The sequence below is a fragment of the Mucilaginibacter mali genome, from assembly GCF_013283875.1.
Classification (GTDB): Bacteria; Bacteroidota; Bacteroidia; order Sphingobacteriales; family Sphingobacteriaceae; genus Mucilaginibacter; species Mucilaginibacter mali.
Map to the genome: position 1 here is coordinate 5,173,965 of NZ_CP054139.1, position 26,863 is coordinate 5,200,827.

Genomic DNA, 26,863 nt, shown 5'->3' on the forward strand with positions numbered 1-26,863 from the left:
TGGTATTTATTTCTTTAAAGCTTTACCCACTTCGGTTAATTGATTGATAAATGGCTGATAGATATGCCCGTTGCTTTGGATAGGCGCATCCCAGGTCATGGCCCCTTTTACATCCCATAATTTTTGGCTGTAGCCAATAACCTGCGCTGTTGTGAAGCGAGGGTTGCCCATGCCCCACTTTTCGCCTAAAAAGCTAAGCACATGTATTTGTGCGCCATCAATTTTACCATCGTAAGGTTTGTTGATGCTTAGTTGGTCATCTTTGTTTATCTCGCCGGCTATATAATCCTCGTATGGTGTACCGCTGGTAATACGGTACATTACGCCCATGTTAAAACCGATGGCGCTGTTGGGGTTCCCGGTGCGGGCGGCTGCGGCAAAGCTTTTAAAATTAGGGGCCGATTCGCTCCTGTACATTACATTAGGCCAGTAACAACCGTCAAACCACCAGCCATCTACCTTTGTGCCCCAGCGCAACGACCATTCGCGAATGATCTGCTCCCAATTGTGTTGGAACTCTTTATTGGGGTGCGCGCCATTTTGCCATTGCAGGGCTTTCTTCGCAACCGAATCGCCATTTGGCGCACCCGATGGCAGGTATACTATAAACTTCAATCCACGTTTATGCAAAGCATCCGACAGATCGGCGATAAGATCCCGGTGCGAGCATTTGCCGGGTTTAATGCCAACTATCCGGTCGTACGTTTTATTAGGCGATACATAGTATCCCGAGTTTTGCCCGATCGTAAATATCATGTAATTGGCTCCTGTAGACTTTACCTGGTCTGCCAATCCTTCTACATCAAAATTATCAACCAGTTCGTTCCATTTTTTTACATCGATGCTCAGGTTCTCGGTCTGCTTCAGCCAATCGGGCAGGTAATGTGTCATTACACCAAATCTGGCATCCTGCATCCATGCGGCACGGTCTTGTGCCCGGACCGAAACCCATGTGGCAAGTATTAAGACGATCATTAAAACCCTTTTCATATGCTTTATTATTGCGGGATGATGGTATACGTTTTCCCTTTTTCGGTCTTGAAGTCTATCACATAACCCTTATTAAAACTGATATCGGCCAATGGGTTCTTATTGTTCTTTTCGTAAACAGGCACAACAGGCATTTGCACCAGCGGGTTGGTATTTGTGCCCGATGCTTTGGTTGATGCCACACCTACTATCTTCACCGGCCCTGGCGTGCGCAGGCGGCAGTTACCGCCATCGTTTGATTTGATGGTAGCCGATGTTAGTTTGCCTTTTTTCCAGCTGATACCCACCTCGAAATTGCCGCGGGCCTTAATGCCTTTTATCGTGCCATCGGCCCAGGCATCGGGCAGGGCGGGCAGCAGTTCCATTTCGCCGTTTTGGCTTTGCAGCAGCATTTCGGTCATGCCGGCGGTGCCGCCAAAGTTGCCGTCTATCTGGAATGGCGGGTGGGCATCAAACAGGTTAGGAAATGTACCGCCGCCGCCCATGGTTTCCTTTTGCTTTAACGGGTCCATATAGTTAAAGGCGGCGCCCAGTATTTTATAAGCATGGTTGCCATCGTGCAGGCGGGCCCACCAGTTCATCTTCCAGGCCATAGACCAGCCCGTGCTTACATCGCCACGAAAGATCATCGACTGCTTTACCGCCGCTGCCAGTTCCGGCGTATTAAATACCGAGATCTGCCTGCCGGGGAATAAACTGAAGATGTGCGAAATATGGCGGTGTGTATCTTTAGGGTCGTCAAAATCGCCAAACCACTCCTGCAATTGCCCCTCCTGGCCAATATGGAAAGGATAGAGTTTGGTATAAGCCGCCTTAACCCGTTTCACAAAGTCGACATCGGTATTTAAAGCCTGGGCCGAGTTAATGCAATTGCTGAACAACTCGCGGATGATGGACATATCCATGGTGGTGGCCATACTTACCTCATATTGCTTGCCGTCCTTTTTCATCGTATTCTCGGGCGATGTGGATGGGTTGGTTACCAATAGGCCGGTCTTGGGATCGGTCACCAGCCAGTTGAGCATAAACAGGGCCGCGCCTTTCATTAGCGGGTAGCCGGTTTTGCGCAGAAATTCCTTATCGCCGGTGAACAGGTAATGATCATACAAATGCAAACTCATCCAGGCGCCGCCCATTGGCCAGGCGCTCCAGCGTTGGGCTGCTTTGGGGTCGATATCGTAATTGCCTACGGTTGATGTTTTTGCCCAGATATCGGAGTTATGATGCTCTACCCAACCTTCGGTAATGCCATAATTGGTTTTGGCGGTGATGGCACCGTTAACCGATAGTTCCTTTAAAAAATCAAAGAGCGGCTGGTGGCATTCGGGCAAGTTGGTATTCTCGGCCAGCCAGTAGTTCATTTCGGTATTGATGTTGGTGGTATAGTTGCTGCCCCATGGCGGTTGCACAGCATCGCACCAGATACCCTGTAAATTGGCCGGTGGCGAACCCGGGCGCGAACTGCTGATGAGCAGGTAACGGCCAAACTGGTAGTAAAGCGTTTGCAGTTGCTTATCCGGATTGGCCGGTTTAAAGTTCTTCAGGCGTTCGTCGGTTGGTTGTTTGGCCATGGCGGCATCCGTCCCCAGATCAAACGAAACCCGCTTAAACAAATGCTGATAATCGGCCATATGACCAGCCTTTAACTGCGCGAATGTTTGGGCTGATGCTTTACTCAGGTTAGCGTTTGCCTCAATAGCGGGATTTTTACCATTCAGTCCCGGCGATTTATCGAAGCCGTTATAACTGGTGGCTTCGGTTAGGTACAGGGTTACTTCATCGGCATTGCTTACCTGCAGGCCATTGCCCGCGGCGCTTACTTTACCACCGGTATTTTTAATTTTCAGGTTGATCTGGAAAGTCATGCCCTCGCCCCTGGGCTTATCGTAAGCCACCTGGTCTTTTTCATCGGCACGGTTGGCTACATAGCTTGGGGCTTTGCCTTTCAGCACCAGTAAATTATTCCCTTGCGGAGATGTGCTAAAGTGCAGCTTGCTGATGAGGTTGGCATCGAAACTTATCGCCCCCTTTTTATCAGCCGTAATGCGCACCATCATGGTTTTTGCGGGATAGCTTATAAACGTTTCGCGCGTATAAGTAACCCCGTTAACCGTATATTTTACAATGGAGGTGGCTTTACTGATATCCAGATCGCGATAGTAGCCGGTGGCGGTACTGTCTTTCAAATTGAAATTCAGCAGCAGATCACCCAAAGGCAGGTAACGCGCGGAGTATGGGCCTTGCAGGTATTTTTTCCAAAGCAGGGCGGCTTTTTCATATTCGCCATCAAAAACGGCTTTGCGTACTTCGGGCAGATGCTCCGGCCCAAGCGGGTTGTTCCCCGGCACCGGCCCGCCCGACCATAACGTATGGTCGTTCAATTGGTAACGCTCTAAATTTACCCGCCCAAAAACCATAGCGCCGGTAGTGGCATTACCCAATGGCAAAGCTTCTTCCCAGGCATTGGCCGGGTGGTTGTACCATAGTTTTAAATTTGTGTTACTGCTTTGTGCCATGGCCGTGTTTAGGCCCAGCGCACTGGTTAGCAATAAAACCCCTTTATGCAGATGTTTCATTTTTATTCTTTTTGAGATTTCACCGATTAGGAAGTGATTCTACCGATTTTGATCTATAGGTTTAAAAACACACTTGGCAAGCCCGGCGATGATACACCCACCACGCTTTTGCCGCCATTTGTTTGCAGACTAATGATAGCCCGGCCATTATAAGCCTGCACCTTGCGCGACCCGCTTGATGTGCCCAGATCGTCCAGTAGCTTGCCGTCTCCCGCCAGCGAGAAATTGACCCAGTTTACCGCGTCCAAACATTGCACGCCTTTGCTGTCGGTCAGTTTTACCTGTACGGTTATTTTGCCGTCAACATCGGCAATTTTTGTAAGCGTTAAGTGCGCGGGTTTATCCCATTTATCAGTTTGATATTCCTGTGTAATTTCGTCGGTTATTGTAGTTTTCTCCCTATGGGCAACTACCTTTATATTGTTGGCTCCTTTGTTGAAAACCACCTGCCAGCGCAGCCCCGCCGCCGGGAAATCCTGGCTATTGCGTTTTTTCAGGCCAAGGCTTTTGCCGTTTACAAACAGTTCGGCTTCATCGCAGTTGGAGTAAACTTTTACCATCTTTTGCTCGCCAGCTTCGCCCCAGCGCACGGGCCACGTATGGCCATAAATATGCGCCATGGGTTTATCGGCCCAGTACGATTGGAACACGTAGTACGATTCCTTCTTCGTCATATCGCGCTCCACCACACCTTTTTGGTTCATGTAGGGGATGGGGTTATCCGGGCGTATCGGCGTAGAAAAATCTTTAAACACCCAAAATGCCGAGCCTGTTAGCCAGGGCATGGTCTCCTGCTCCTTCAGGTGCCAGTCGAACAGATTACAGATATAACTTTCGCTCCAGTCGCCATCTTTTGATACGCGGGCTGCACCGCCAATTAGCGATGCATCGCCTAAACGCTCATCGGTACCGCCGCCGGTTTTTACTTTGCTGAGGGCATTATCCGGGTTTTCCGAATGGCGCAGGGCATGGCTGTCGCCGCCCCACTCGGCATGGAAAAAGTGTTTCACTTTTTTAAATTCCTCGTCGCTGGTTTGCTTGTACTCGGTATAAATGCCGCGGTACCAGCCCGCCCAGATAGATGGCGAATACACATCGGTAATATCGGCACAAAAATCGCAGCGGCGGATGGTGGTTTTGCGGGACGGGTCAAGCTTATGCGCACGGTCGTTCTGCTCGCTCATAAAGGCGCGGATCTTCTCTTTATCAAATTCGGGAAAATCGCCGGCCCAATCATTCTCATTACCCAATCCCCAAAGGATGATGGAGGCGTGGTTATAATGCTGTTCAATCATATTAGTGAGCATTGTCCGGGCCTGGTTTTTATAAACATCGCCGCCTAAACCGCCGCGGCACCAGGGTTCTTCTTCCCAAACCAAAATGCCCAGGCTATCGCACAGGTTTAATATAACGCGCGATTGCTGGTAGTGCCCCAAACGGATAAAGTTTACACCCATATCCTTCATCAGCTGCATTTCCTGTTTCATCATGTCTTCGGTCATGGCCTCGGCCACGCCGGCATTATCTTCGTGGCGATGTGTGCCGCGCAGCAGCAGGCGCTTGCCGTTCAGCATAAAAGGGCCCTTATCAACAAATTCAAAATTGCGGAACCCCACTTTTGCGGTTTGGGTATAGGTTTGTCCGTTAGCTACAGCGGTAACCGTAACAGTGTAAAGCAGCGGGTTAGCAGGCGACCATAGTTGTGGCCTCTTCACCTGGAAATTGCCAACCGGCACATCGCCATTCAGCTGGTTTAAATTATAGGTTGATGTTGATACCATTTTACCCTGCGGGTCGGTCACTTCAATTTTTCCTGTGGCCGACGTGGCATTAGCAGGATTATAAAACCTTGCTTTAATATTCAGTTTGCCTAATGCGCCCGCCTTATCCACATCCGCGGAAGCGAAAACTTTATCTAACGACAGGGCCGGAACATACACTAAATTCAGGTAGCGATAGATACCACCGTAAACATTAAAGTCAGACAGTTGTGATGGGATAGTTTCCAGATCGCGCGAGTTATCGCAGCGGATCTCAACCGGCACTTTCCCCTTGAACTGCTTTTTAAATACATCCGTCTTTTTAAAATCGGCTACGGCTTTGGTAATATCAGCCGTCCATTCATCATAACCACCTAAATGCGATGCCACTTTGGTGGTGTACACATATACATCTGTCTTTTGTCCCGCGCCCTCAAAGTGCAGCAGGGTGCGGCCGTTGGCGTAAGGGTTGCTGACATCCAGTTGGGTGCGGTACCATCCCGGGCCCTGGTAATAGTTTACATCGGGGTCAACAGCATCGCGGGCGTTGAAGCAGTGGGGCAGGTTTACCTTATCCCAAAGGGGCAGGCTTTCGGGGTTGCCGGGTGTTACCGGGCGCACGGCTTCCCAAACGCCGCCAAGATCTTGCCTAACGAATTCCCAGTTGCTGTTAAGGCGTGTTTGCTGTTGCGCGTAAAGCGTGCCGCTATAAGTAGCTGCTAATAAAAGGAGGATGGAGCTTAGTTTTTTCACAGGATAAAGATAAAACGCAAAAACGGGCCGGTTGTCATTTACGTAAATGACAACCGGCCCGGTAGAATAATTATAGGGCTATTGTACGATAGCAGGCGAAACCGCGGTGCTTACTACCTGGATAACGCCATTGGTGGCCAGTATATCGCTGGTTATTACAGTGTTTGTGCCGTTTATAATCAGCGGATAATCGCTTGTGTTTGAGGGTGATGAATTAAGCACCTTCATCCGCATTACCGATGTGGCATTTGGATATGTTGCCAGGTTCTTGATCTGGAACGCCGGCGGAACAGCTGTATAAGTGCCTGCAGGGGCCAGGGTTTTCATATCAACATCAGCTATTGGCAGGTTGTAGTGCGAATACTGTCCGTCAATGATCAGGTAGGACAGGTAATTCTTCAGATCCGTCTTTGGATAGTCCTGCCATTTTTTACCGACGGCATTGGTTGCAGTGGTAAAGGCTGCCCATACCGCCTTGCAAGATGCCGCGTTAGGGAAAATAAATGTTCTGCCGGGTTTGATATATTCATTGGTATCGATACCCGAATAGATGATCACCCTTTGAAAGAGCGCGAACGGCGTATCAGCTTTTACCGGGCTTTGCAGGCCGCGAGATTTAATATAAGCCCAAGCAGTCATATTGATATGCGCATCAACGGTATCGTCTGTACGGCGGTGAAAATCAGTTTGTTTTTTTAAGCCGAACAAGGTACAGCTTGATAAAGTAGCGACAGCTAATACAGCTAAAAGCGCGTATTGCCATTTTAATATGTTGTTCCTTTTCATATATTAAAAATAAGAAGGGTTTTGAACTAATTGTGGGTTATCCTCAAGGTTTTGACGTAGTATCGGCCATAAGATCTTATTAAGATCGGTACCAAAACCAACATTGCTTGCCGGATCAACGCGTTTTTGACGGTAGTTAATGAACGGATCCATTATTTTGTTTACGCGGTTAGTGCGCACAATATCAAACCAGCGTTTGCCTTCGCCAAATAACTCCCATTGTCTTTCCTGTAATATCACATCTTCAAAAGTTTCCTGTGTGGCAATTGATGCGTCGGTTGCTGCCAGCGCGGTATAGCCTGCACGTACCCTTGTAAGGTTCAGCATAGCCAAAGCGGTGGTTTTATCACCGGTATAATTTAATGCTTCAGCATATCCTAATACCGCGTCGCTCATGCGATACATGGGCAGGAATACGTTTAATGATTGCGGGATCAATCCGGCAGGGAGGCCAGTAGCGGGCAGATTATAATACTTATAAACCTTATCAACATGGCCAGTATTTGGCAAGGTGTCAATGGTTTTTAAAACACGTGTATCCTGCTTGTTGGCTTTCCATCTAACAGTGATCAGCGAATCTACCCGGATAGGGTTATTGTTGTTCTGTACGCTGATAGGGATACATGCGCATCCATCGATGGTTTGATTCCAGAAAATGCTCCAGATGGCTTCAACAGAAGTGTTTGGCGCAAGGAAGGCATTTTTCCAGTTGGCCTGTGTTTCCAGGTCGCCTGCCACAGGGGTTCCGCTTGGTGCATACAGTTTGGCGGTTACACCCTTTGCCTTAAACAGGTTTTTGTACCAAACAATAGCATTTGGATAATCCTTCTTCCACATATAAACATCGGCCATAATAGCGCAAATGGCGCCTTCGTTAATGTAGTAGATATTAGGCGTTTGGCTTTTTTGTATCAGGCTATATGCTTTGGTCAGGTCGGCTAAAATTACGTCGGATATTACTTTATCTTTTGGTGTGCGCGGTAAAGCGGCCGGTTGCGTAATATCGGTATATGGCTCGGTGAAAACCACTACATCGCCCCAAATACGGGTAAGATAGAAATAGCACTCGGCACGCAGCGCATAGCATTGGGCTAAATCATTATTTACAATGGTTGGTGTAACGTTGTTATCAATCTGCGCCGCCAGCGGGATATTTAATATACACTGGTTAATACGGTTGATAGTACGGTATAAACCCGACCAATCCGCCGTGCTGTTGGTATTGCTGATCTGGTTAAGGGCCAGTTCGCGGATCTGTACGTTAGAATACTGCGAACGGTCGAAGTTATCTGAACGGCCTTCGCCCCAGTAATGGTATTTACCACCCACGTTGGATACGCCATCGCCGATCATCTCTGTCTGGAAAGACACATAAATGCCCGACATGGCTGCGTTAACATCCTTAAGCGATTTAAAATAATCACCCACCGGCACCTGTGTTAAAGGTTTTTCCACCAGCGATTTTTTACAACTTGCAAGCACTACTAAAATGCTTAACACTGCAATATTTAAAACTCTTCTTGTCATCGTCGTATTAAAAATTAAGGGTTATACCAACACCAAACTCGCGGCGTTTTGGATACCTGCCGGTATCTTCGCCTGGCTGAATTGGGTTTGAATTGGTAAACTCAGGATCAAACCATGAATAATTGGTCCATGTAAAGATATTAGATCCGTAAACATACACACTGGCGTTGCGGGCCTTTATCTTTTGCGCGTATTTGCTATCAAGCGTGTAGGTAAACCTGGCGCTCGACAGGCGGATGAACGAACCATCTTCTAAATACAAGCTATTATAGCCGGTACGGATGCTGCCACGGGTGTCTTTACGGGTAAACAGCGGGTATTTGCTGATGTCACCCTCATTTTGCCATGATGTTAATACCGCATCTACAGTTGGTGGCGAATAGGTTGATGTAAACGCGTTTTGAGCGTTGGCTGTGGTGTTATACACCATGTTACCTATCTGGCCGTTAAACAGGAAGCTTAAGTTAAACTGCTTGTAGCTGATGTTGTTGGTGATACCAAAGAAGTAATTTGGCAAACCGTTACCGGCAATCACTTTATCGGCATCATCAATCTGGCCATCGTTGTTGGCATCCAGCCATTCGGTATCGCCACCTTGCAGCACTACGCCGTTGTAGGTTTTTTGCTTGATGGTACCGGTATAAGGCTGGCCGTTTAAAGTATAACCGGCAGCGGTTGTACCATTGTTGCTAACACCCACAGGGGTTAGGCGCTGGTTATCCGGCGTATAGGCGTTTGATACATCGTACTGGTATACGCCCAGGTTTTTGTTCAGGTAGAAGTTACCGATCTTGCCGCCTTCTTCGATCAGCCATTTGTTGCCTGATATGAACGAGGTATGGTCTGCCAGTGAAAGGATCTTACCACGCTGGAACGAGATGTTCCCGATCATGTTCCACCTTACGTTTTTGGTTTGGATCGGCGTACCGCTCACGGTAAACTCCCAGCCTTTATTTTGGATAGAGCCTAAGTTAACGGTTACCACTTTTTCGCCGGTTTCCTGCGGCAGGTCTTTGGTGTATAATAAACCGGTAGTGGTTTTAATATAATACTCTGGTGTAATGGTTAAGCGGCCTTTAAAGAAGGTAAGGTCCATACCAAGGTTTTTGGTCACCACGTTTTCCCATTTAATGGTTGAGTTACCCAGTGTGGTGTTGATATAGGCAGCCGGCACATCACCGTACGAATCGCCAAAGTTCATCAGCGTGTATGAGTTGTAATCGCCGATCTGGTCGTTACCGGTTTGGCCGATACTTGCCCTGAACTTAGCGTCATCTAACCAACTTTTAGAAAAGTTCATAAACTTCTCATCGCTAAAGCGCCATGCAACCGAACCCGAGAAGAAGTTTCCGAACACGTTATTCACACCAAAGCGCGAAGAACCGTCGCGACGATAGGTACCCTGCGCAATATAACGGCTTTTGTAGCTATAACCTAAACGGGTGAATACCGATTGGTCTGTATGTGCCGTTGCCGGGAATGTACTGGTTGTTAAAATAGTAGCTGCAGACGGATTTAAGATTGCCTCGGAAAGGTAATTGTTTAGCTTAATGTTATATTCATCATTACGCTGCCTGTCCATGCTTACAACCGCTACCGCAGATACGGCATGGTCTTTTCCAAAGGTGTGGTTATAGTTCAGATAACCTTGTGTTTCCCAGTAGAACTTATTCTCCAGATCGTTGCCACCTGTTGATAAACCTGTGCCCCCCGAAGTTAACGAGCTTGGATTTAACTGGGTGTTATTGAAGTTATCTAACTGGGCGTTGAACAGTATGGTGGCTTTAAAATCCTTGGAAATTTGGTAGCTGGCCTGTGTGCTATACTGTGCCGTATAGTTTTTATCGGCATTGGTAGAGAACAGGGCTTGTGCCACCGGGTTACGTTTAGATTCGATATACCCGGCATAAGTACCATCGGGTTTAAAGATGGATGTCCATGGGTTACGTTCAAACAGCTGCCTTAAGGTATTAAACAAAGGCACGGTATTACCGGTTTGATAAGCAAAGGTCAGCGAGTTAAAGATCCTGAAATTGCCGGGCTGGTAATCAACGTTAATTTTGGTTTGCAGTTTTTTACCATAGCTGTTAATAATGATGGATTTATCATCGGTATAGTTAACGCCGGTATAGTAAGTTAAACCTTTAGAGCCGCCGCTGATGCTTACACCTGCAACCTGCTTAACACCTTGTTTAAACAACAGTTGCTGATAGTCGTTATCGGCGTTAAGGTAGTGGTTCATTGAGTCTACGTTGCCACCGTTGTTACTATCACCGCGGTAAGCCCTGTAGTATCTTAATTGTTTTGATGATACCGTTGGCAGTAAGTGGGCCAGGTTACCAAAGTTAATGTAATAGTTACCGTTAACTTGTGGCTTACCTTCTTTACCACGTTTGGTAGTAATTAAAATTACACCGTTAGCACCGCGCGCGCCATAAATTGAAGTACTGGCACCGTCCTTTAAAACTTCTATAGAGGCAATATCCGCCGGGTTAACAAAGTTGGCATTGTCGCTGGTAACACCGTCGATGATGTAAAGCGGGCCGTTACCCGAGTTAATACTGGAGATACCGCGAATCTGGATGGTACCGGTACCGTTAGGGTCGCCGTTATCGGTTACTACTAATGCGCCGGCCACCTGGCCTTGTAAGGCTTCGAAAATGTTTACCGGTTGGCGTTGCTCGATCTGTTTGGCAGATACTGTTCCAACCGCGCCAGTAAGGTCGCTCTTTTTAACAGTTTCACCAAAGCCGGTTACCACTACCTCGTTCAAATCGGTAGTAGCATCCAGTAGGGTTACATCAATGGTTTTGTTATTGCCTACAGTCACCTCTTTAGATACATAGCTGATATAGCTGAATACCAGTACCGCCTGGCTGTTAGGTGCATTGATGCTGTATTTACCATCAATATCGGTAAGTGAGCCAATAGTGGTTCCTTTCACTTTTACGCTTACCCCGGGCAGGGTAGCGCCTTTGTTGTCTTTAACAACACCGGTAATTTTGATGCTTTGTGCAAATGCCGCTATATTTATCAGCAGCAGAAGCATCAAAAAGCCCAATCCCTTCTTCCAATTGGTTTTTTGTGATCGTAGGGGATCGGGTTTAAATAAAAAATGAGTACATCTTCTTTTCATATACTTTGGTTTTAGCGTTTAGCTTAAAAAATTTAATTGGTTTGATGGTTTACGACAGGATAAAACGGTATGTAAACCGGCTGACAAACAGTCTGACTGAATGATCAGATAAAATCAGATGAATTTTCTAATGGGCTTTGGTTTTGTTTGTTAATAAATTGGCGAAAGCAATTACATCATAAATTCAAAAGCATTATTTAATATTATTAGCTAAACATTCAGCTTTATTGGCAGTGAAATTTGATGTTTTTGCAATTTTATGAATATATAGCTGAGAAATTAAAAGGTTTAAGCCCCGCATGATTTTTTTCAAATACTCAGGATAAGGCTTTTTTCTTTATCATTTTTAACAACCGGTTGCGTAAAATAATGTGAATATGACAAAAAAATGGAGCCAAAAAATAACCGTCATGTTTACATTATTTTATCACTTTGGCGATAAAAAAGGAATATTAAGGTTAATTGTGCATAACACCGTGTTAATAGCAAATAGCTAAAGTTTCTTCAGTATTTATATTTTTGAGCCGTACGTAAAAACCATAAAAAATCATGAGCAGATCTGCCTCAACTCCTTATCAAATGATACAAACCATGCGCTGGTATGGCCCTAACGACCCGGTGAGTTTGGCTGATATCCGCCAGGCGGGCTGCACCGGCGTGGTAAGCGCGTTGCACCATATCCCCAACGGGCAGGTGTGGACGGTAGAAGAGATCAAAAAACGCCAGCAAATAGTAGCCGATGCCGGCATGGTATGGAATGTGGTAGAAAGCGTACCGGTACACGAAGCTATTAAAACCCAAAGCGGCGGTTACCTGCAATACATCGAAAATTACAAGCAAAGCATCCGCAACCTGGCCGAATGCGGCATCCATATCATCACCTATAATTTTATGCCCGTGCTGGATTGGACCCGCACCGATCTGGCTTATACGGTTGAAGATGGTTCTAAAGCCCTGCTGTTTGAAAAAGCGGCCTTTATGGCCTTCGAATTATTCATCCTGAAACGCCCGGGTGCCGAAGCCGAATACACAAAGGACGAAATTGCCCGCGCCGGAGAACGTTTTAAGGGCATGAGCGATGCCGACAAAACATTACTACAGCGCAACATTATAGCCGGCCTGCCGGGCAGCGAGGAAAGCTTTACGCTGGAAAACTTCCAGGCGGCCTTGGATACTTATAAAGGCATTGACGCCGGCCGCCTGCGTGCCAATTTAATTTACTTTTTGCAGCAGGTGGTGCCTGTGGCCGATGAGTGTGGCACCAATATGGTGATACATCCGGACGATCCTCCGTACCCTATACTTGGCCTGCCGCGCGTGGTAAGCACAGCTGCCGATATTGAAGCGCTGATTGCCGCCGTGCCATCGGTTAATAATGGTTTATGCTTCTGCACCGGTTCGTTTGGCGTAAGGCCTGATAACTACCTGCCCGCTATGGTAGCCCAATTTGCCGATCGCATCAACTTCCTGCACCTGCGCAGCACTAAACGCAATGAACATGGCGACTTTTACGAGGATAACCACTTAGAAGGCGATGTAGATATGTACAGTGTGATTAAGGCGGTAGTAAAGGTGATGCAAGACCGTAAGGTAAACATCCCGATGCGCCCTGACCATGGCCACCAAATGCTGGATGACCTGAACAAGAAAACCAACCCGGGCTACTCAGCCATCGGCCGCCTGCGCGGTTTGGCGGAACTACGCGGATTAGAGTTAGGGATTAACCGAAGCCTATAAACTGAACAATAACAAAAAGCCGGAGATCACCACCTCCGGCTTTTTTATTTATGGTTGAATGATGTTTTTCTGAAATAAAAAATGCTTAGTTTTATCATAGATAACATAACCCCTATATCCCGCTAATCTTAAATAAACCAACATGTCACCAAGCTTTGTCACCTTACTCATCATTTTATTCCTCGCCCTCATTGTCCTGTCCATGTCGTTTGTTACCATCAGGCAGGGTAACGTTGGGGTGATCACTGTTTTTGGCAAATACCGCCGCATCCTGCTGCCGGGACTGAACTTCAAGATACCATTTATTGAGCAAATGTATGCCCAGATATCTACTCAAAACCGCTCGGTGGAACTGGAGTTCCAGGCCGTAACTGTGGACCAGGCCAATGTGTATTTTAAGGCCATGCTGCTGTACTCGGTACTCGACCAGCAAGAGGAGACCATTAAAAACGTGGCCTTTAAATTTGTGGACGACCGCAACTTGATGCAGGCGCTCATCCGCACCGTAGAGGGTTCCATCCGCGCCTTTGTGGCCACCAAGCGCCAGGCTGATGTGCTGGTGTTGCGCCGCGACATTGTGGAACACGTGAAAGAGCAATTAGACCAGATACTGGAAAGCTGGGGCTACCACCTGCAGGACCTGCAATTGAACGATATTACATTTGATGACGTGATCATGAAATCGATGAGCCAGGTGGTAGCATCAAACAACCTGAAAGCCGCTGCCGAGAACGAAGGCCAGGCCCTCCTGATCACCAAAACCAAAGGCGCCGAAGCCGAAGGTAACGCCATTAAAATTGCCGCCGAGGCCGAACGCCAGGCAGCCCAACTGCGCGGCCAGGGTATCGCCCTTTTCCGTGAGGAAGTGGCAAAGGGTATGAGCGTGGCCGCCAAGGAAATGCAGGACGCCAATATGGATACCTCGGTGATCCTGTTCACTATGTGGACCGAAGCCATCAAGCATTTTTCAGAAAACTCTAAAGGCAACGTGATCTTCCTTGACGGATCTACCGATAACATGCAGCGCACCATGAAAGAAATGATGGCGCTGGATAAATTGCACGTGGATAAGACGAAGGCGAAGTAATACACAACTTGTCATTGCGAGCGATAGCTTGGCAATCTCGTAGTTTGTTTACAAGCTACGAGATTGCCGCGTCGCACCATCGCGCATTCCCACGCCGCTCCTCGCAATGACAAGCTGATTTTTTATTACCCCTCCATCCCCTTCAATACCTCCAGCGCCTTTTTCAAATCCAACTTTTTATCCCGCAAACCTTTCCAGGGATCATTGGTTTTTTGGACCCGCTCCATCACATTATAAATCGTAAAATCGGATAGCTTCAGCTTATCATTCACCTCGTGCCAGTGCAATGGGGTTGATACCGTAGCCCCCGGCTTTGGACGTACAGAATATGGGCAGGCAATGGTTTGCCCGCGACGATTTTGAAGAAAATCGACATAAGTGCGCTTTGGCCGCTTGGCCGGACTGCGTTCTATGCTGGTGGTTTTCGGCAATTCGTGGTTGACCATGTGGGCCACGTATTCGGCAAACATTTTGGCCTGGTCGTAATCGTACTTGCCGCCGGCGTAGCAATAGATATGCAGCCCTTTTGAACCGGATGTTTTGATGAACACATCGGTCTCCATCCGGTCGAATATCTCCTTTACCTTTAACGCCGCCTCTACCGCCTCGGTAAAAGGTACATCGTGCGGGTCAAGGTCAATCACAATAAACTCGGGGTTTTCCGGAGTATCGTAATTGCTTAGCCAGGGGTTGATCTCAATACAACCCAAATTAACCATATACAGTAAACTTGCTTCGTCGGTACCAATAATGTAGTTGATATTTTTATCATTACTTTCCGAATACACCTTGTGCGTTTTTATCCAGTCGGGCAGCTTGCTGGCATCGGTATCTTTCTGAAAAAACCCTTCATCGCCAATACCATTGGGTTGCCGACGCATGGACATGGGTTTATCCTTAATATAGGGTACAATATATTTAGCCATATCTCGGTAATAGTGCAGCAATTCACCCTTGGTAATCCCTTCATCAGGCCAGAACACTTTGTTAAGGTGGGTAAGCTTCAATTTCTTCTTGCCGATGGTGATCAGTTCCTCATCGGCCAGTTGTTTTTCAGGCGTTTCCATAGTTACTTTATCAGCGTTCTTATCGGCACGCAAGCCTTTAAATACAGGGTGGCGCAGGTGCCCGTCGTTGGTCCATTCAGAATAGTATACTTCGCAAACCAGCTTAGGTTTTAACCAGGTAACCTTTGTGCGGTTATGCTGCTTTTCTTCAAACGGCTTCTTATCGGTTTTCAAGGGCTCCATCTCGGCAAAAAGTTCTTTTAAACTATCCTCGTTAAAGCCCGTGCCGCAATTGCCGATGTACACCATATGATCGCCTTTGTGCATCCCCAATATCAACGCGCCAAAATGCTTACGCGAACCTGTCGGCGCGGTATATCCGCATATCAACGTTTCCTGCGATTGTGTGATCTTAAATTTCAGCCACCTATCGCTGCGCTTACCGCTGTTATAATAGCTATTGGCATCCTTGCCGATGATGCCCTCCCAGCCTTCCTTGGCGGCTTCCTTCATCAGTGCCGAACCCTTCTCCTTAATGTGCGGATGATAAATAATAGCCCCGTCTTTGGGGAAGGCGGCCGATAGCGATTTCAGTAGTTCCTTACGCTTAATTAGTTCCATATCTCGCAGGTCATGCCCCTCTAAACTCAGCAAGTCGAACACGTAATACTTCAGCGTAAGTCCTTTTTTATCGCCAGTATAATTTTGGATCTCCTGGAAAAGACTTTTGCCCTTGCTATCCTCAATCACCAGTTCGCCATCTAAAACGGCGTCCTTTTTTATCGCTTTCAACACATCGGTTACCTTTTGGTATTGATGGGTAAAATCAATACCGTTACGCGATATCAGCCGGGCCTTTTTGCCCGTATAACCAATGGCACGATAACCGTCCAGCTTACGCTCGTAGATCCAGTCCTCATGGTCGAAAACTTTAGCTTCCAGCTTGGCCATCATGGGTTGAAAATGCCGGCCGGATGCTTTTGGTTGGTCTGCTGCATTCGTTTCTTCTACCTCATCGGCTGGCTCTTCTTTAATATCCTTTACATTCTCCAGCGTTTTATGTTTGGGGATGGCTTTCGCCTTGCCATCCTTATTATTGCGCATGATCTTGATATTGCTGGGCACCAGGTCCTCGCTGTTAAATTCATGAAGGGCGTACTGGTCTTTATGTTTGATGAGCAGCCAGGAGTTATCCTCGGCACTGTGCAGTTTCACCAACGCGAACTCACCGTGCAGCACGTTTCCTTTCAGCCTGAATTTCAGGTTGCCCGATTCTAACCCGGCGCGCAGGGTTTTCACATCGTCGGCCCTATCTTCCGCCAGCGATTCGTACGTGCCCTCGTCCCATATCATCACCACGCCTGCACCGTAGTTACCGTTTGGGATAATACCCTCGAAGTTTTTATAGTCATAAGGATGATCTTCCACCATCATGGCCAGTCGCTTATCGTTAGGATTTAATGAAGGGCCTTTAGGCACTGCCCAGCTTTTCAGTACGCCATCCAGCTCCAGCCGAAAATCGTAATGCAGGTGCGATGCATGGTGGCGCTGCACCACAAACGATAGTGTTTTATTGCTGCTTTTCCCGCTCTTCGGTTCGCTGGTTTTTTTAAAATCACGCTTTTTTACGTACTCCGCCAGTCCCATATCCTACGCTCCCTTTTTGGTGTTTAAACTTTGCATTAGCTGATCGTACAGATCGGTGCCCTTGGTTTTTTGCGGTTTAAGCTTTTTGATAGTTGGCCGTTTCCCTTTAGCCTTGGCGTGGATGATCTTCAGCAACTCGTTATGGTAATCATCCTTATATTTAGATACATCAAATTTTTCCGAATATTGATTGATGAGTGCCAAACCAACTTCCAGTTCTTTTTTGGTGATGCTTACTTCTTTGACTACACCAATCTCATCTGTTCCGCGGATCTCCTGCCCAAAGCGCATGCGGGTGACCACCAGCACGCCATCAACCGGGTGTACCAGGCACAGGTTCTCGGTACTGCGCAGTACAAAACGGGCAAGACCGGCTTTTTGGGCCTTGGTCATGGCCTGTATCAGCAGCGAATAGGCTTTGTTGTTTTTGGTGTCCGGTTCGGCATAGTACGATGTTTCATAGAACATGGGGTTAACCTCGTCGATATTCACGAAGCTTTCGATCTCGATGATCTTGCTTTTTTCGGGGGCGGCATCTTCAAAATCGCGTTCTTCCAGCACCACATAGTCTTCATCTATCTTGTAGCCTTTCACAATTTTATCGTAGGGCACTTCCTTATGCGTATGCTCGTTCACCCGCAGATACCGGATGCGCGCATGATCGCGGCTATCCAGCATGTCCAAACTAAGCGCGCTGCTCTGCACCGCCGAGTACAGTTTGATGGGAATACTCACCAACCCAAAACCTATAGAACCCTTCCAGATCGATCTCATAATCAATTATTATTGATTAATTATAACCAATGGAATGGGGAAAGGGTTTTGTAGCAAGGAAGTTTAGAATAACGACCTGTCATTTCGAACGAGCCGGAGAGGGCTTGTGTAGGAGGGGTGAGGAGAAATCTTGTAAGCACAGCCGGTCGCACGTATAAGATTTCTCACCCTTGCCCCGCTATTAGCCCTCCCGGTAAGGGTTCGAAATGACAAGCTGTTGTTAGGAGCGCCCGTTTAGAGAGAGGCGCCTACTTCATCTTCGCGTAATTCTTCACATCAAATATCCGCGCGTCCATATCCGGTGCTTCCTTATAATCCGAATAAGTTTCTACCTGCAGTAACTTACCGCCAAAGTAAAAGCTGGCCCGGGTTTCGCTCCAGCCGCCGCCTATTTTTACGTGGTTTTCAAAAATGCATTCTTCTTTAGTGCCGCGGGTTTGTTCTATCATGCGCACCAGGTAAAGGTCCTTTTTATCCACCCAAAGCTGGTTGCTGGTCACGTCATCCTTGCTGTTTGTGCCGATAACATAAACAGGCTTGTCCTTCCATGTGGTTTCGTACGATTTGGTCAGATCATAGCCGGATGTCTTCAACTTGGCCGTTACCGCATCCCATGGCGTAAAATACAGGCCGCCTAACAGAAATATCAGGTCGTTCTCATCCTTGGTGGCTGTGCGCAACTGACCGTTACGAAAGTTATAGGTAGAGTCGCCGCGGAAGATGATGGTATTGCCATTCTCCAACGGTTCAATATCAATGCGCAGCTTATCCGGTGCCAGCATGGCCTCGTGCCAGGTTTGCGTGCTCTTTAACGAATCGTTACGGTAACGCTCGGTCTTCTGCGTGAAGGTAAGCGTGCGGTGCCATTTACCGGCATAGCGGCTGTACATCATTTTTAACACATCTTCGCCGGTACTTGGGGCGGTGAAAGAGAAAAGGACAGATGTGATTAGGGAGGATAGTAATAATTTGGTTTTCATGCTGATGGAATTGGTAATTAAAGATAGCAGATTTATGATTGGGCAGGTGTCAATGTGCGAAAATCACCCTAAAAGGGGGATGGGTAAAAAGGGAAGCTTATAAGATTTATGCAATACAAGAAGCAACAAAATTCATTGTCGTCCCATTTATGGGGTGGATTAGAGCTTGAAATGGCTGACTTTTGCCAGGACATAGTGCAATTCGGCTAAAGCCATCTAATTTACGCTATAGTCCGTTGACTAAAGTCAACGGCAATGAAAGCATGTTTAGATGTGATTTATTCATTGCCGTCCCATTTATGGGACGGATTAGAGCCAAAGAAGCTGGCTTTAGCCAAAACATAGTGCAATTCGGCTAAAGCCAGCTTGTTTACGGTGTTCCGTTGACTAAAGCCAACGGCAATGAATGTCATGGTTGTTATCAAACCCATTAAAAAAAGAGAAGAGCGGCTCATTGGCCGCTCTTCTTGTTTTACACCTTCACATTCTCCATCCCATACTGCTTCAGCACATCGGCCGGTACACCTTCCCATTTGTGGGGCTGGTTGCCCATGTAGCCAATATCGGCCAGGCCAATTTTACTGGTGAAGAAGCCGGTTGATACCAGGTCGCGCATGCGATTGAAAAAGGCCACGCCCTGCATCATTTCGGGTTTGGCTTTAGCCGGGTAGGCAATATCGGTTACCATGGCAATCTGCTGATCGTGTGTGCAATCGGTAAAGGCATGGTCGTAGCGGTTAAAGCATTGAATGTCCAGCCATTTCAGGCCGCCGCGCAGGGGCACCTGGTGATCGGGCATATCTTTAACGATGAATTCGATAAATTCAGGCACCTTAGCATCCGATGCGCTGCCTGACTTCTCATCCTTGGGGATAATAATATCGCCCAGTACGGTAATGGTAGCCATTTCGTGCGGGGTGAAAAAAGTATCGGCCATCAGTTTTTTATCGCGGTCGATCTCAAATTGCTGGCGACCGTCTACCGGGCCTGATGGAGTTTCGGCCGCTGTTTCTTCGGCCGCTTTTGGCTTACAGGCATCCAGCAATACCGCTGTAGACAGGGTGGTTAAGCCAAGGGCTTTAAGGGAGTCACGTCTGTTCATAATATCTTGATGTTAAACGTTCAGTTTTTGGCGTTGTGATAAAATGTATTCGGCGGTACGCATGCTCAGCGCAAGGATGGTCCAGGTGGCGTTCTTATCGCCCTGCTGCACAAACGGCGCGGCATCTACCACAAACAGGTTCTTGCAATCGTGTGCCTGGCAATATTTGTTCAGGGCCGATTTTTTCGGATCGTCGCCCATACGGATGGTACCCACCTCGTGGATGATGCGGCCCGGTGCTTCCAGGCCATAATTGGTATCGGCACCCGGAATGTTCCCGGTAATGATAGCCCCCATGTTATGTAAGATCTCCTGGAAGGTATCTATCATGTGCTTGGCTTGTTTTACTTCGGCATCGGTCCACTTGTAGTGGAATTTCAGTACCGGGATACCGTATTTATCTACCACTTTATCATCTATCTCACAATAGTTGTCTTCGCGGGCTATAGCGGTACCGCGACCGGCCATACCTACGCCTGTACCGTAGAAACGACGGTAATCGTTCTTCAGGTCGGCACCAAAGCCGCCAGCATCTTTTGGTTTGCCGTCTTTACCGGGAACCAGTCCGTTTTTGTTGTGGATGCCGTTGGCGAAGCCGTAACCCGGCATGCCCATGCCGCCACCGTATTCGATGTGGTAACCGCGCGGGAAATCCAGTTTCTTATTATCCAGCCACCATGGCGAGTAGATGTGCACACTGCCCACGCCGTCTTCGTTATAGCGCTTGCGGTCCAGTAGTTGCGGTAAGAAACCGCCAAGGCTTGCACCGGTACTATCGTGCAGGTATTTACCCACCACGCCGCTGCTGTTGGCTAAACCGCCGGGGTGTTGTTCTGATTTTGAGTTCAGCAGCAAACGAGCCGATTCGCAGGCGCTGGCACCCAGGATAACGATCTTGGCTTTTACCTGGTACTCCTGCATGTCGTCTTTATTCACATAGCTTACGCCGGTGGCCAGGCCCTCCTTATCAGTCAACACCTCGCGCACCATGGCGTTCGATATCACCTTCAGGTTGCCGGTCTTCATGGCCGGGATAACCAGGCATGATGAAGCCGAGAAATCGCCATAAATTTTACAGCCGCGGCCGCACTGTCCGCAGAAGAAGCATGCGCCACGGTCTTTATTACCCGGCAAAGCTTCCGTCAGTACCGAACCGCGGCCCGGGATTACTTTCACGCCCGCCTTATCGGCACCTTGTTTAATGAACAACTCGTTCAGCTTTGGCTTTGGCGGGGGCAGGAAGATGCCATCCGGCTCATTCTCCAGATTCTCCACCGTGCCGTAAACGCCTATCATGCGGTCTACCTTATCGTAAAAAGGTTTTACCTCGTCGTAGGTGATCGGCCAATCATCGGTCAAACCATCTAAGTGGTGGCTTTTAAAATCGTTAGGGCCCATGCGCAGCGAGATGCGGCCCCAGTGATTGGTACGGCCGCCCAGCATACGGGCACGGAACCAGTTAAATTCTGTTTTATCTTTTGTAGTGTATGGCTCGCCATCCAGCTGCCAGCCGCCATAAGCGCCGTCAAAATCGCCAAATGGACGCGTAGTGCCCGCGCCGCGGCGTGGCGACTCGTAAGGGAATTTCAGCTGGTGCGAGTCTTTAGCCGGGTCCCACCAGGGGCCGGCCTCCAGCATTAATACTTTTAAACCGCCATGCGCCAGTACGTAACCGGCCATGCCGCCACCCGCCCCCGATCCAACTACAATGGCATCGTAAACTGTGGTCGACTTTTTGATCTGCAGATCGCTCATAAATACAAAAGGCTATAATTGTTTAATTTTAATATTTCTCCACGCGCTCGAACCCGGGTGTTGCTGCAGCGCTATTTTGCCCTTGGCTACCTTTGCAAAATCGGCAAAAGCCTTGTTGGCAAACTTGCTGCTGGCTATCATTTTATTCCACTCATCGCTGCCCATCTGGCCCTCGAAGGTTTTGATGCCGTTCAGGTAGAAGGTTAAGTGACCTTTGTTTTGGATGATGCGCACCTGGTTCCATTCGCCAACAGGTTTGGGTTTAGATACCGATGCATCGCCCGCCATATCGTAAAGGCAGCCGGCCAGGTGGTTTTCTTTTTTATTGTCGGATGCATCAATATTATCCAGTACCTGCATCTCGGGGCCGGTTTCATAAGTGGCCTGGTGTTTTGGCGATTCCTGAATGTCGAAGATGATGCCGCTGTTGCTGCCTTTGGCTACTTTCCATTCCAGGTTCAGCTCGTAGTTTTCAAACTCATCGTTGGTAACAATGTCGCCGCCCCCGCTGTTGGGTTTTGTCGGGTCGAAGATGATGGCACCATCCTGCACCTGCCATTTAGAACCTACGGTATCGCGCAGGTAGGTATGCCAGCCTTTGGTGGTCTTACCGTCGAACAGCAGTTTCCAGCCGTCCTTCTTTTCTTTTTTGGTTAGTGTATTGGGGGCTTGCGCCATAGCGGCCTGCGCGCAAAACGCGGATGCCAGTAAAAAAATTACGGGTGCTTTCATTGGCTTTTTTATTGGGCCGATCAGAACCAGCCCGGGGTATGTATTGGTTAATAAACAAATATTCTGAATTAACTTGAGTATTGCAATAGCTGAACGGATGCTACGGAGCAGCAGGCTAAATATGTACATACATGGCTCAATGGGTTTGTGTATTGTTTTGTATATTTACTAAGCCGTAGCGTGTACCTTACTTAAAATTACCGTGTATGAAAACAGCCGCTATTTTTTTAATAATTATTTGCAACATTTTTGGGATGGAGCAAAAAGCAAGCATAAAAAGCGCGCACGCCGCACCCTGCATATCCCTGGCCGAAGCCGAAAAAGTTTTGGGCGAACCGGCTGTATTGCTTAATAACACTACCAGCGAAAAGGACGGCATCAGGGAAAGCAATTGTGGCTATGCCGCAAAAACTGCCGACCCCGAAAAGCACGTAACTGGCAGTGTTTATGTTACCGTTAAGCAATACCCCAGTGCCGCCGCCGCGCAAAAGGCTTATACCGATATTGTTGTTGCCAACCGCATGATGGCCGGGCAGGAAAAGGTAGCCATCGGCGATGAGGGCTATTACCATACTGACGGCGAACATTTTCATCTTTTTATTTTCAGGAAAGACCGGGAAATGGCGGCGATGAAGATCAATAAGATCACCAGTAAAACATCACTGCCGGAATTGCGGAAACTGGCGGAGGCAATGGCGGGGAAGAGGGCCACGTTGTAACATTAACCGTAGCGATTGGTTTCAAACCCATCGCTACTAACGCAGAATATCCATGAAAACCACCGACATTACCGATCTCATTTTCCTGCAAGCCGTAAACGCTTTGGATGCCGGCCGGCTTAACGAATTGCAAAGCCTTGTAGCGCAACATCCATACTTGCTGCGCGACAGACTGATCACTCCAGATGAAGAGGGCTATTTTAAAGACCCCTACCTGGTTTGGTTTGTAGCCGATAATCCCATCCGCAATGAAAAATTGCCATCCAATATTGTTGAGGTTACCCGCTTTTTAGTTGATGCCGTTAAGCGCGAGGCCCCCGATACCTGGCAACAGCAACTTACTTATACACTTGGGTTGGTAGCTACCGGTCGTATCCCGCGCGAGAGCGGCAAGCAAATAGCCATGATGGATGTGCTGATCAACGCCGGCGCTACACCGGGCGGTGGCATGGGTGCTATCGCCCATGGGAATATCGATGCGGCCAATCACCTGCTGGACAGGGGCGGAAAGATCACGCTCCCGGCGGCGATGATACTTGGACGAAAAGCGGATGTTGACCGTTTGCTCAACAAGGCTACCGGTAACGAAAAGCTAACCGCGTTAACCGCCGCAGCCTTTTATGGTAAGGCCGATATGGTGAAACACCTGCTTGACCTGGGTGTTGACCCCAATGGTTACTCCTCTCAGGATACCGGCTTCCATTCGCATGCTACGCCACTGCATCAGGCCATATATTCCACATCGCTCGATGCCGTAAAATTACTGGTTGAAGCCGGCGCGAGTTTAACCGCGACAGACAAAGCCTATAACGGTACACCTTTAGGCTGGGCCATGTATATGCAAACCGAAACCGATAGCGAAGCCGATAAGGCGGCATATGCCCGGATAGAAGCCTACCTAAAATCATTAAACCCATAAGACGATGGAGTTTGAAAAAGCCGTGCCTACATTTTATTCAACCGATGTGGCTAAGAACCTGGAATACTTTACCGAAAGGTGAAGTGGGGTAAAACGATTTAAATGTGTAGAGCCAGATAATTATCTGGCTCTACGTAATGCTATACAATTACCGCCCGCTCTTCATGCGGAGTCGCCGGGCTAATTTATTGCGCTTTTTTAGCCGTATCCTTTTTTGCTGCGGTGCTATCACGTTTAAGCGGCACAGGAACTTTTTTTACCGAATCGGTCTTTGTAGCTGTGCTTTTTCCCGTTGATGGTACGAGTGCTTCTTTAGCAGCTGGCGCAGCAACCTTTACCGAATCACCAGCGATGGGCGGCGTTTTAGCAGGTGAGCCTTTTACCGGGGCCCCTTTTGCTGATGCTTTGCCCGGAGCGCTTTTTTTAGGCTGATCTTTTTCGTCGGGCTGCGGCTTTTTAGGGTTGATGACATCCTGTTTTGATGCGGGCCGCTCCTTGGGCTTCCATATAAAGCCTTTTAGGATCTTGTCGTCGTCCTTAGCTTGCTTAATATTAATGGCATGATGTTCGGGCTTAAGAATAAACGCGGCGGTTGTTACTTCTCCGTTCTTCATGTTCACCTCAATGCGGCTGGCCATCGAGTGGGTCAGTTCGGTTACCTTGTCTTTTTTACGGTTAAAGTAGATGGCCTCGGCGTTGCCGTTTACCGTAGCGCGCGATATTTTGCTATCCTTAAAAAACACCCGCATGCGCTTGCCTGCCACCTGGTTGAAGAAAGCCGAGTCGCTTTTTTCGATATGCACAATAAACGCCGATGGATAAATATCCATATTATCGGCTTTCTTATTCTTCATGGCCAGGTTAATGGTGTCGCCCGAGATCTGCGCGCCCTGCGACCAGTACATCGGCTTGATATAACTGCGGATCACCGAATCGGAACTTGAATAGAACAGGGAATCGGCCTTACCCTGCAGATCTGATTTAAAGATCTTTACGTTATGGTGCGCGCTCAATATCCTGATGCGGGAGGAATCGCTCAGCTTCGGCGCCATTTTCAGCGAATCGGCGTGCAGCTTTGCTTTTAGTATAGAATCGGCCTGTAGCTTCTTTTTATCTACCGGTAATTTAACGCCGGGTTTGGCATCGGGCTTTTTGTCGGTCGCCGCTTTGGCATTAGCCTGCGCTTTGCCATCTGCCGCCGGTTTTTTTGCATCGGCTGCAACTTTCTTTTGTGTAGTATCGGGCGCTGGTTTTGGGAACAATGGCCGGTTGATATAATCCGGCTTTTCAAAAATAAGCGCTGGCATATCGGCCGATAAAAACTTAGGCATTGTTTTGGCCGTGTAGGGCACAAAAGGCTTGCGCGGTTTAATACTGGTATCGCGGATGCCAGCTAACCGGCGCTTCTCCTGCAGATCCTTTAGCGCTTTGTAAGTTAACACCTGTGTTTCCAGTGTATCGGCACCAATGTACATGGTATCGGTCTTCGACTTTTTAACCGAATCTTTTGGCGCCATAACCGGTTTGGCGTTTTTTTTCGCGGTATCGGCCAATGCGGTGTTTACATTTTTAATAGCGTTGGTAACCGCCTTATCGCTTACCGGCGGCAGGTTCTTCGCGGCGTTGAGGGCTTTGTTTACATCGGCTGGTTTAATATTATTAGCCAATGGTACAGTATTTTTAACCGCAGGGTTTTTAGCGATGGCTTTCGCCAGCGAATCGGCTTTGCCCGGAGATAGTTTTTTTACGGCATCAATAGCCTTGTTCACATCGGCGGCCTTCACATCCTTAACCAGCGGCATGGCATTTTTAACAGCGGGATTCTTTGCGATCGCCTTAGCCATCGAATCGGCTTTGGCAGTTGGCAATGTTTTTGGCAGGTTGGTTTTTACTACGGCATGTATAATGCTATCGCCCGGCGCCACTTCGCCAGTTTTTTTACTGCCTGCTGCCGACTGCGTACTGCCAACTGCTTTAGTGCTGTCGCTCTTTTCTGTAATTAAAATGGCGTAAGGCTTTTGGGTGATCACCGCCTTATCCTCGGCCTTAAAATACTCACCGAGGTTACCTTTCAGTATCATCTTTTGTTCCTTATCCTCAAAGGTGATGTTTTTGATCGCCTTGCCATAGCCCTTCAGTTTATCGTAAAACAAGCTATCGCCCTTTAGCGATTTGGTGCCCTGGCTATAACGGTTCTTCTTGCCGAAGAATGCTTGCTCGGTTTTGGTGTTGTAGGTGCCGTTCTCGGTATACAGCGTGTCCTTGTCCTTTTTTCCGTAGATATGCGTCGGCCCGTAAAAATAGGTGATGCGGCTGCCCGAGTTATAGCGCATGGTATCGGTTTTGATCAACGCGTCGGGACTGGTGGTTACTACGTTATACCTGAAATAGGCATCGCGGGTATTGGCGTCGTAATAGCCGTTGGTGCTGGTCAGTACGTTATCCTTGTTCACCAGCTTGCCGCCATTTACATAAGTGCCATATTTAGTGGCTGTATTATAGTTGAACAGGTTAGTGGTCAGCGTGGCGTCCTTATCAACCATACGTACGTGATTTGTCAGGATGGCTATTTTGGTTTTGTCGTCGTAGTTTAACTGATCGGCATATACGTGCAGCGTATCGCCCTGGGTAATTACCACATGACCATAGCAATCTATAATATTGGTGTTGGGATAGATAATGGTACTATCGGCACGCAGGGTAGAGAACTTTTGCTGGAACACCCCATTGATCACCACCGACACATCTTGTCCATTTAATTTAAAACCATGCCCCGTTTTAGAATCAATCAGGTTGATGGTGTTTTTTTGCTGGGCCATGGCAGCCGCGGCAAGTATCAGTATTATAGACGTTAAGAGCAGTTTCCTCACGTTGGC

General features: G+C 47.9%; 18 protein-coding genes. 4 read left to right on the forward strand and 14 right to left on the reverse strand.

Annotated features, from left to right (window positions below):
- Positions 1–6: 6 nt before the first annotated feature.
- The 6 genes from HQ865_RS21910 to HQ865_RS21935 form a co-directional block, all read right to left on the reverse strand.
- The gene (locus tag HQ865_RS21910; RefSeq protein WP_173416952.1) at positions 7–990 is read right to left on the reverse strand and encodes an alpha-L-fucosidase; all 984 of its coding nucleotides are present in this window, start codon (positions 988–990) and stop codon (positions 7–9) included.
- A gap of 8 nt (positions 991–998) precedes the next feature.
- Positions 999–3,566, reverse strand: coding sequence for a glycoside hydrolase family 95 protein (locus HQ865_RS21915; protein WP_173416953.1), 2,568 nt, complete (start codon positions 3,564–3,566; stop codon positions 999–1,001).
- Positions 3,567–3,619: 53 nt separating this feature from the next.
- On the reverse strand, positions 3,620–6,079 hold the full coding sequence (locus HQ865_RS21920) for a glycoside hydrolase family 2 protein (protein ID WP_173416954.1): 2,460 nt from the start codon (positions 6,077–6,079) through the stop codon (positions 3,620–3,622).
- 78 nt (positions 6,080–6,157) lie between these two features.
- Complete coding sequence (locus HQ865_RS21925) at positions 6,158–6,865, reverse strand: fasciclin domain-containing protein (RefSeq protein ID WP_173416955.1); 708 nt, start codon at positions 6,863–6,865, stop codon at positions 6,158–6,160.
- A gap of 3 nt (positions 6,866–6,868) precedes the next feature.
- On the reverse strand, positions 6,869–8,392 hold the full coding sequence (locus HQ865_RS21930) for a RagB/SusD family nutrient uptake outer membrane protein (RefSeq protein ID WP_173416956.1): 1,524 nt from the start codon (positions 8,390–8,392) through the stop codon (positions 6,869–6,871).
- 7 nt (positions 8,393–8,399) lie between these two features.
- Complete coding sequence (locus HQ865_RS21935) at positions 8,400–11,528, reverse strand: SusC/RagA family TonB-linked outer membrane protein (RefSeq protein WP_237073534.1); 3,129 nt, start codon at positions 11,526–11,528, stop codon at positions 8,400–8,402.
- A 549-nt stretch (positions 11,529–12,077) separates the two neighbouring features.
- On the opposite strand from HQ865_RS21935, the gene uxuA reads away from it, so the two are divergent.
- Positions 12,078–13,265 (forward strand): mannonate dehydratase, encoded by a 1,188-nt coding sequence (uxuA, locus tag HQ865_RS21940; RefSeq protein ID WP_237073536.1) that lies wholly within the window; start codon positions 12,078–12,080, stop codon positions 13,263–13,265.
- A gap of 142 nt (positions 13,266–13,407) precedes the next feature.
- Positions 13,408–14,352 carry an SPFH domain-containing protein gene (locus HQ865_RS21945; RefSeq protein ID WP_173416957.1) on the forward strand — a complete coding sequence of 315 codons (945 nt, stop codon included), beginning with the start codon at positions 13,408–13,410 and terminating at the stop codon, positions 14,350–14,352.
- A gap of 125 nt (positions 14,353–14,477) precedes the next feature.
- On the opposite strand, the gene ligD is transcribed toward HQ865_RS21945, so the two are convergent.
- From ligD to HQ865_RS21975, 7 genes are all read right to left on the reverse strand, one after another.
- Positions 14,478–17,006 (reverse strand): DNA ligase D, encoded by a 2,529-nt coding sequence (ligD, locus tag HQ865_RS21950; protein ID WP_173416958.1) that lies wholly within the window; start codon positions 17,004–17,006, stop codon positions 14,478–14,480.
- 3 nt (positions 17,007–17,009) lie between these two features.
- On the reverse strand, positions 17,010–17,780 hold the full coding sequence (ku, locus tag HQ865_RS21955) for a non-homologous end joining protein Ku (RefSeq protein WP_173416959.1): 771 nt from the start codon (positions 17,778–17,780) through the stop codon (positions 17,010–17,012).
- Between the two features lie 248 nt (positions 17,781–18,028).
- Positions 18,029–18,760 carry a LolA family protein gene (locus tag HQ865_RS21960; RefSeq protein ID WP_173416960.1) on the reverse strand — a complete coding sequence of 244 codons (732 nt, stop codon included), beginning with the start codon at positions 18,758–18,760 and terminating at the stop codon, positions 18,029–18,031.
- A 278-nt stretch (positions 18,761–19,038) separates the two neighbouring features.
- The gene (locus tag HQ865_RS26070) at positions 19,039–19,173 is read right to left on the reverse strand and encodes a hypothetical protein (RefSeq protein ID WP_262889704.1); all 135 of its coding nucleotides are present in this window, start codon (positions 19,171–19,173) and stop codon (positions 19,039–19,041) included.
- 59 nt (positions 19,174–19,232) lie between these two features.
- Positions 19,233–19,862: a gluconate 2-dehydrogenase subunit 3 family protein gene (locus tag HQ865_RS21965; protein ID WP_173416961.1), complete on the reverse strand. Its 630-nt coding sequence runs from the start codon at positions 19,860–19,862 to the stop codon at positions 19,233–19,235.
- Positions 19,863–19,874: 12 nt separating this feature from the next.
- Positions 19,875–21,617: a GMC family oxidoreductase gene (locus HQ865_RS21970; protein ID WP_173416962.1), complete on the reverse strand. Its 1,743-nt coding sequence runs from the start codon at positions 21,615–21,617 to the stop codon at positions 19,875–19,877.
- Positions 21,618–21,629: 12 nt separating this feature from the next.
- Positions 21,630–22,349: a 3-keto-disaccharide hydrolase gene (locus HQ865_RS21975; RefSeq protein WP_173416963.1), complete on the reverse strand. Its 720-nt coding sequence runs from the start codon at positions 22,347–22,349 to the stop codon at positions 21,630–21,632.
- Between the two features lie 206 nt (positions 22,350–22,555).
- On the opposite strand from HQ865_RS21975, the gene HQ865_RS21980 reads away from it, so the two are divergent.
- Both HQ865_RS21980 and HQ865_RS21985 read left to right on the forward strand, forming a co-directional pair.
- Positions 22,556–23,068 (forward strand): hypothetical protein, encoded by a 513-nt coding sequence (locus HQ865_RS21980; protein ID WP_173416964.1) that lies wholly within the window; start codon positions 22,556–22,558, stop codon positions 23,066–23,068.
- A 52-nt stretch (positions 23,069–23,120) separates the two neighbouring features.
- Positions 23,121–23,987, forward strand: a complete 867-nt coding sequence (locus tag HQ865_RS21985) for an ankyrin repeat domain-containing protein (RefSeq protein WP_173416965.1) — start codon at positions 23,121–23,123, stop codon at positions 23,985–23,987.
- Between the two features lie 185 nt (positions 23,988–24,172).
- On the opposite strand, the gene HQ865_RS21990 is transcribed toward HQ865_RS21985, so the two are convergent.
- Positions 24,173–26,857, reverse strand: coding sequence for an OstA-like protein (locus tag HQ865_RS21990; protein WP_173416966.1), 2,685 nt, complete (start codon positions 26,855–26,857; stop codon positions 24,173–24,175).
- Between the last annotated feature and the right edge of the window lie 6 nt (positions 26,858–26,863).

Coding starts and splice junctions, on each gene's coding strand:
- ku (WP_173416959.1), bottom strand. CDS start 17,780: ATGAGATCGATCTGGAAGGGTTCTATAGGTTTTGGGTTGGTGAGTATT.
- HQ865_RS21985 (WP_173416965.1), top strand. CDS start 23,121: ATGAAAACCACCGACATTACCGATCTCATTTTCCTGCAAGCCGTAAAC.
- HQ865_RS26070 (WP_262889704.1), bottom strand. CDS start 19,173: ATGACATTCATTGCCGTTGGCTTTAGTCAACGGAACACCGTAAACAAG.
- HQ865_RS21925 (WP_173416955.1), bottom strand. CDS start 6,865: ATGAAAAGGAACAACATATTAAAATGGCAATACGCGCTTTTAGCTGTA.
- HQ865_RS21930 (WP_173416956.1), bottom strand. CDS start 8,392: ATGACAAGAAGAGTTTTAAATATTGCAGTGTTAAGCATTTTAGTAGTG.
- HQ865_RS21915 (WP_173416953.1), bottom strand. CDS start 3,566: ATGAAACATCTGCATAAAGGGGTTTTATTGCTAACCAGTGCGCTGGGC.
- uxuA (WP_237073536.1), top strand. CDS start 12,078: ATGAGCAGATCTGCCTCAACTCCTTATCAAATGATACAAACCATGCGC.
- HQ865_RS21945 (WP_173416957.1), top strand. CDS start 13,408: ATGTCACCAAGCTTTGTCACCTTACTCATCATTTTATTCCTCGCCCTC.
- HQ865_RS21975 (WP_173416963.1), bottom strand. CDS start 22,349: ATGAAAGCACCCGTAATTTTTTTACTGGCATCCGCGTTTTGCGCGCAG.
- HQ865_RS21910 (WP_173416952.1), bottom strand. CDS start 990: ATGAAAAGGGTTTTAATGATCGTCTTAATACTTGCCACATGGGTTTCG.
- HQ865_RS21935 (WP_237073534.1), bottom strand. CDS start 11,528: ATGAAAAGAAGATGTACTCATTTTTTATTTAAACCCGATCCCCTACGA.
- HQ865_RS21980 (WP_173416964.1), top strand. CDS start 22,556: ATGAAAACAGCCGCTATTTTTTTAATAATTATTTGCAACATTTTTGGG.
- HQ865_RS21965 (WP_173416961.1), bottom strand. CDS start 19,862: ATGAACAGACGTGACTCCCTTAAAGCCCTTGGCTTAACCACCCTGTCT.
- HQ865_RS21970 (WP_173416962.1), bottom strand. CDS start 21,617: ATGAGCGATCTGCAGATCAAAAAGTCGACCACAGTTTACGATGCCATT.
- ligD (WP_173416958.1), bottom strand. CDS start 17,006: ATGGGACTGGCGGAGTACGTAAAAAAGCGTGATTTTAAAAAAACCAGC.
- HQ865_RS21960 (WP_173416960.1), bottom strand. CDS start 18,760: ATGAAAACCAAATTATTACTATCCTCCCTAATCACATCTGTCCTTTTC.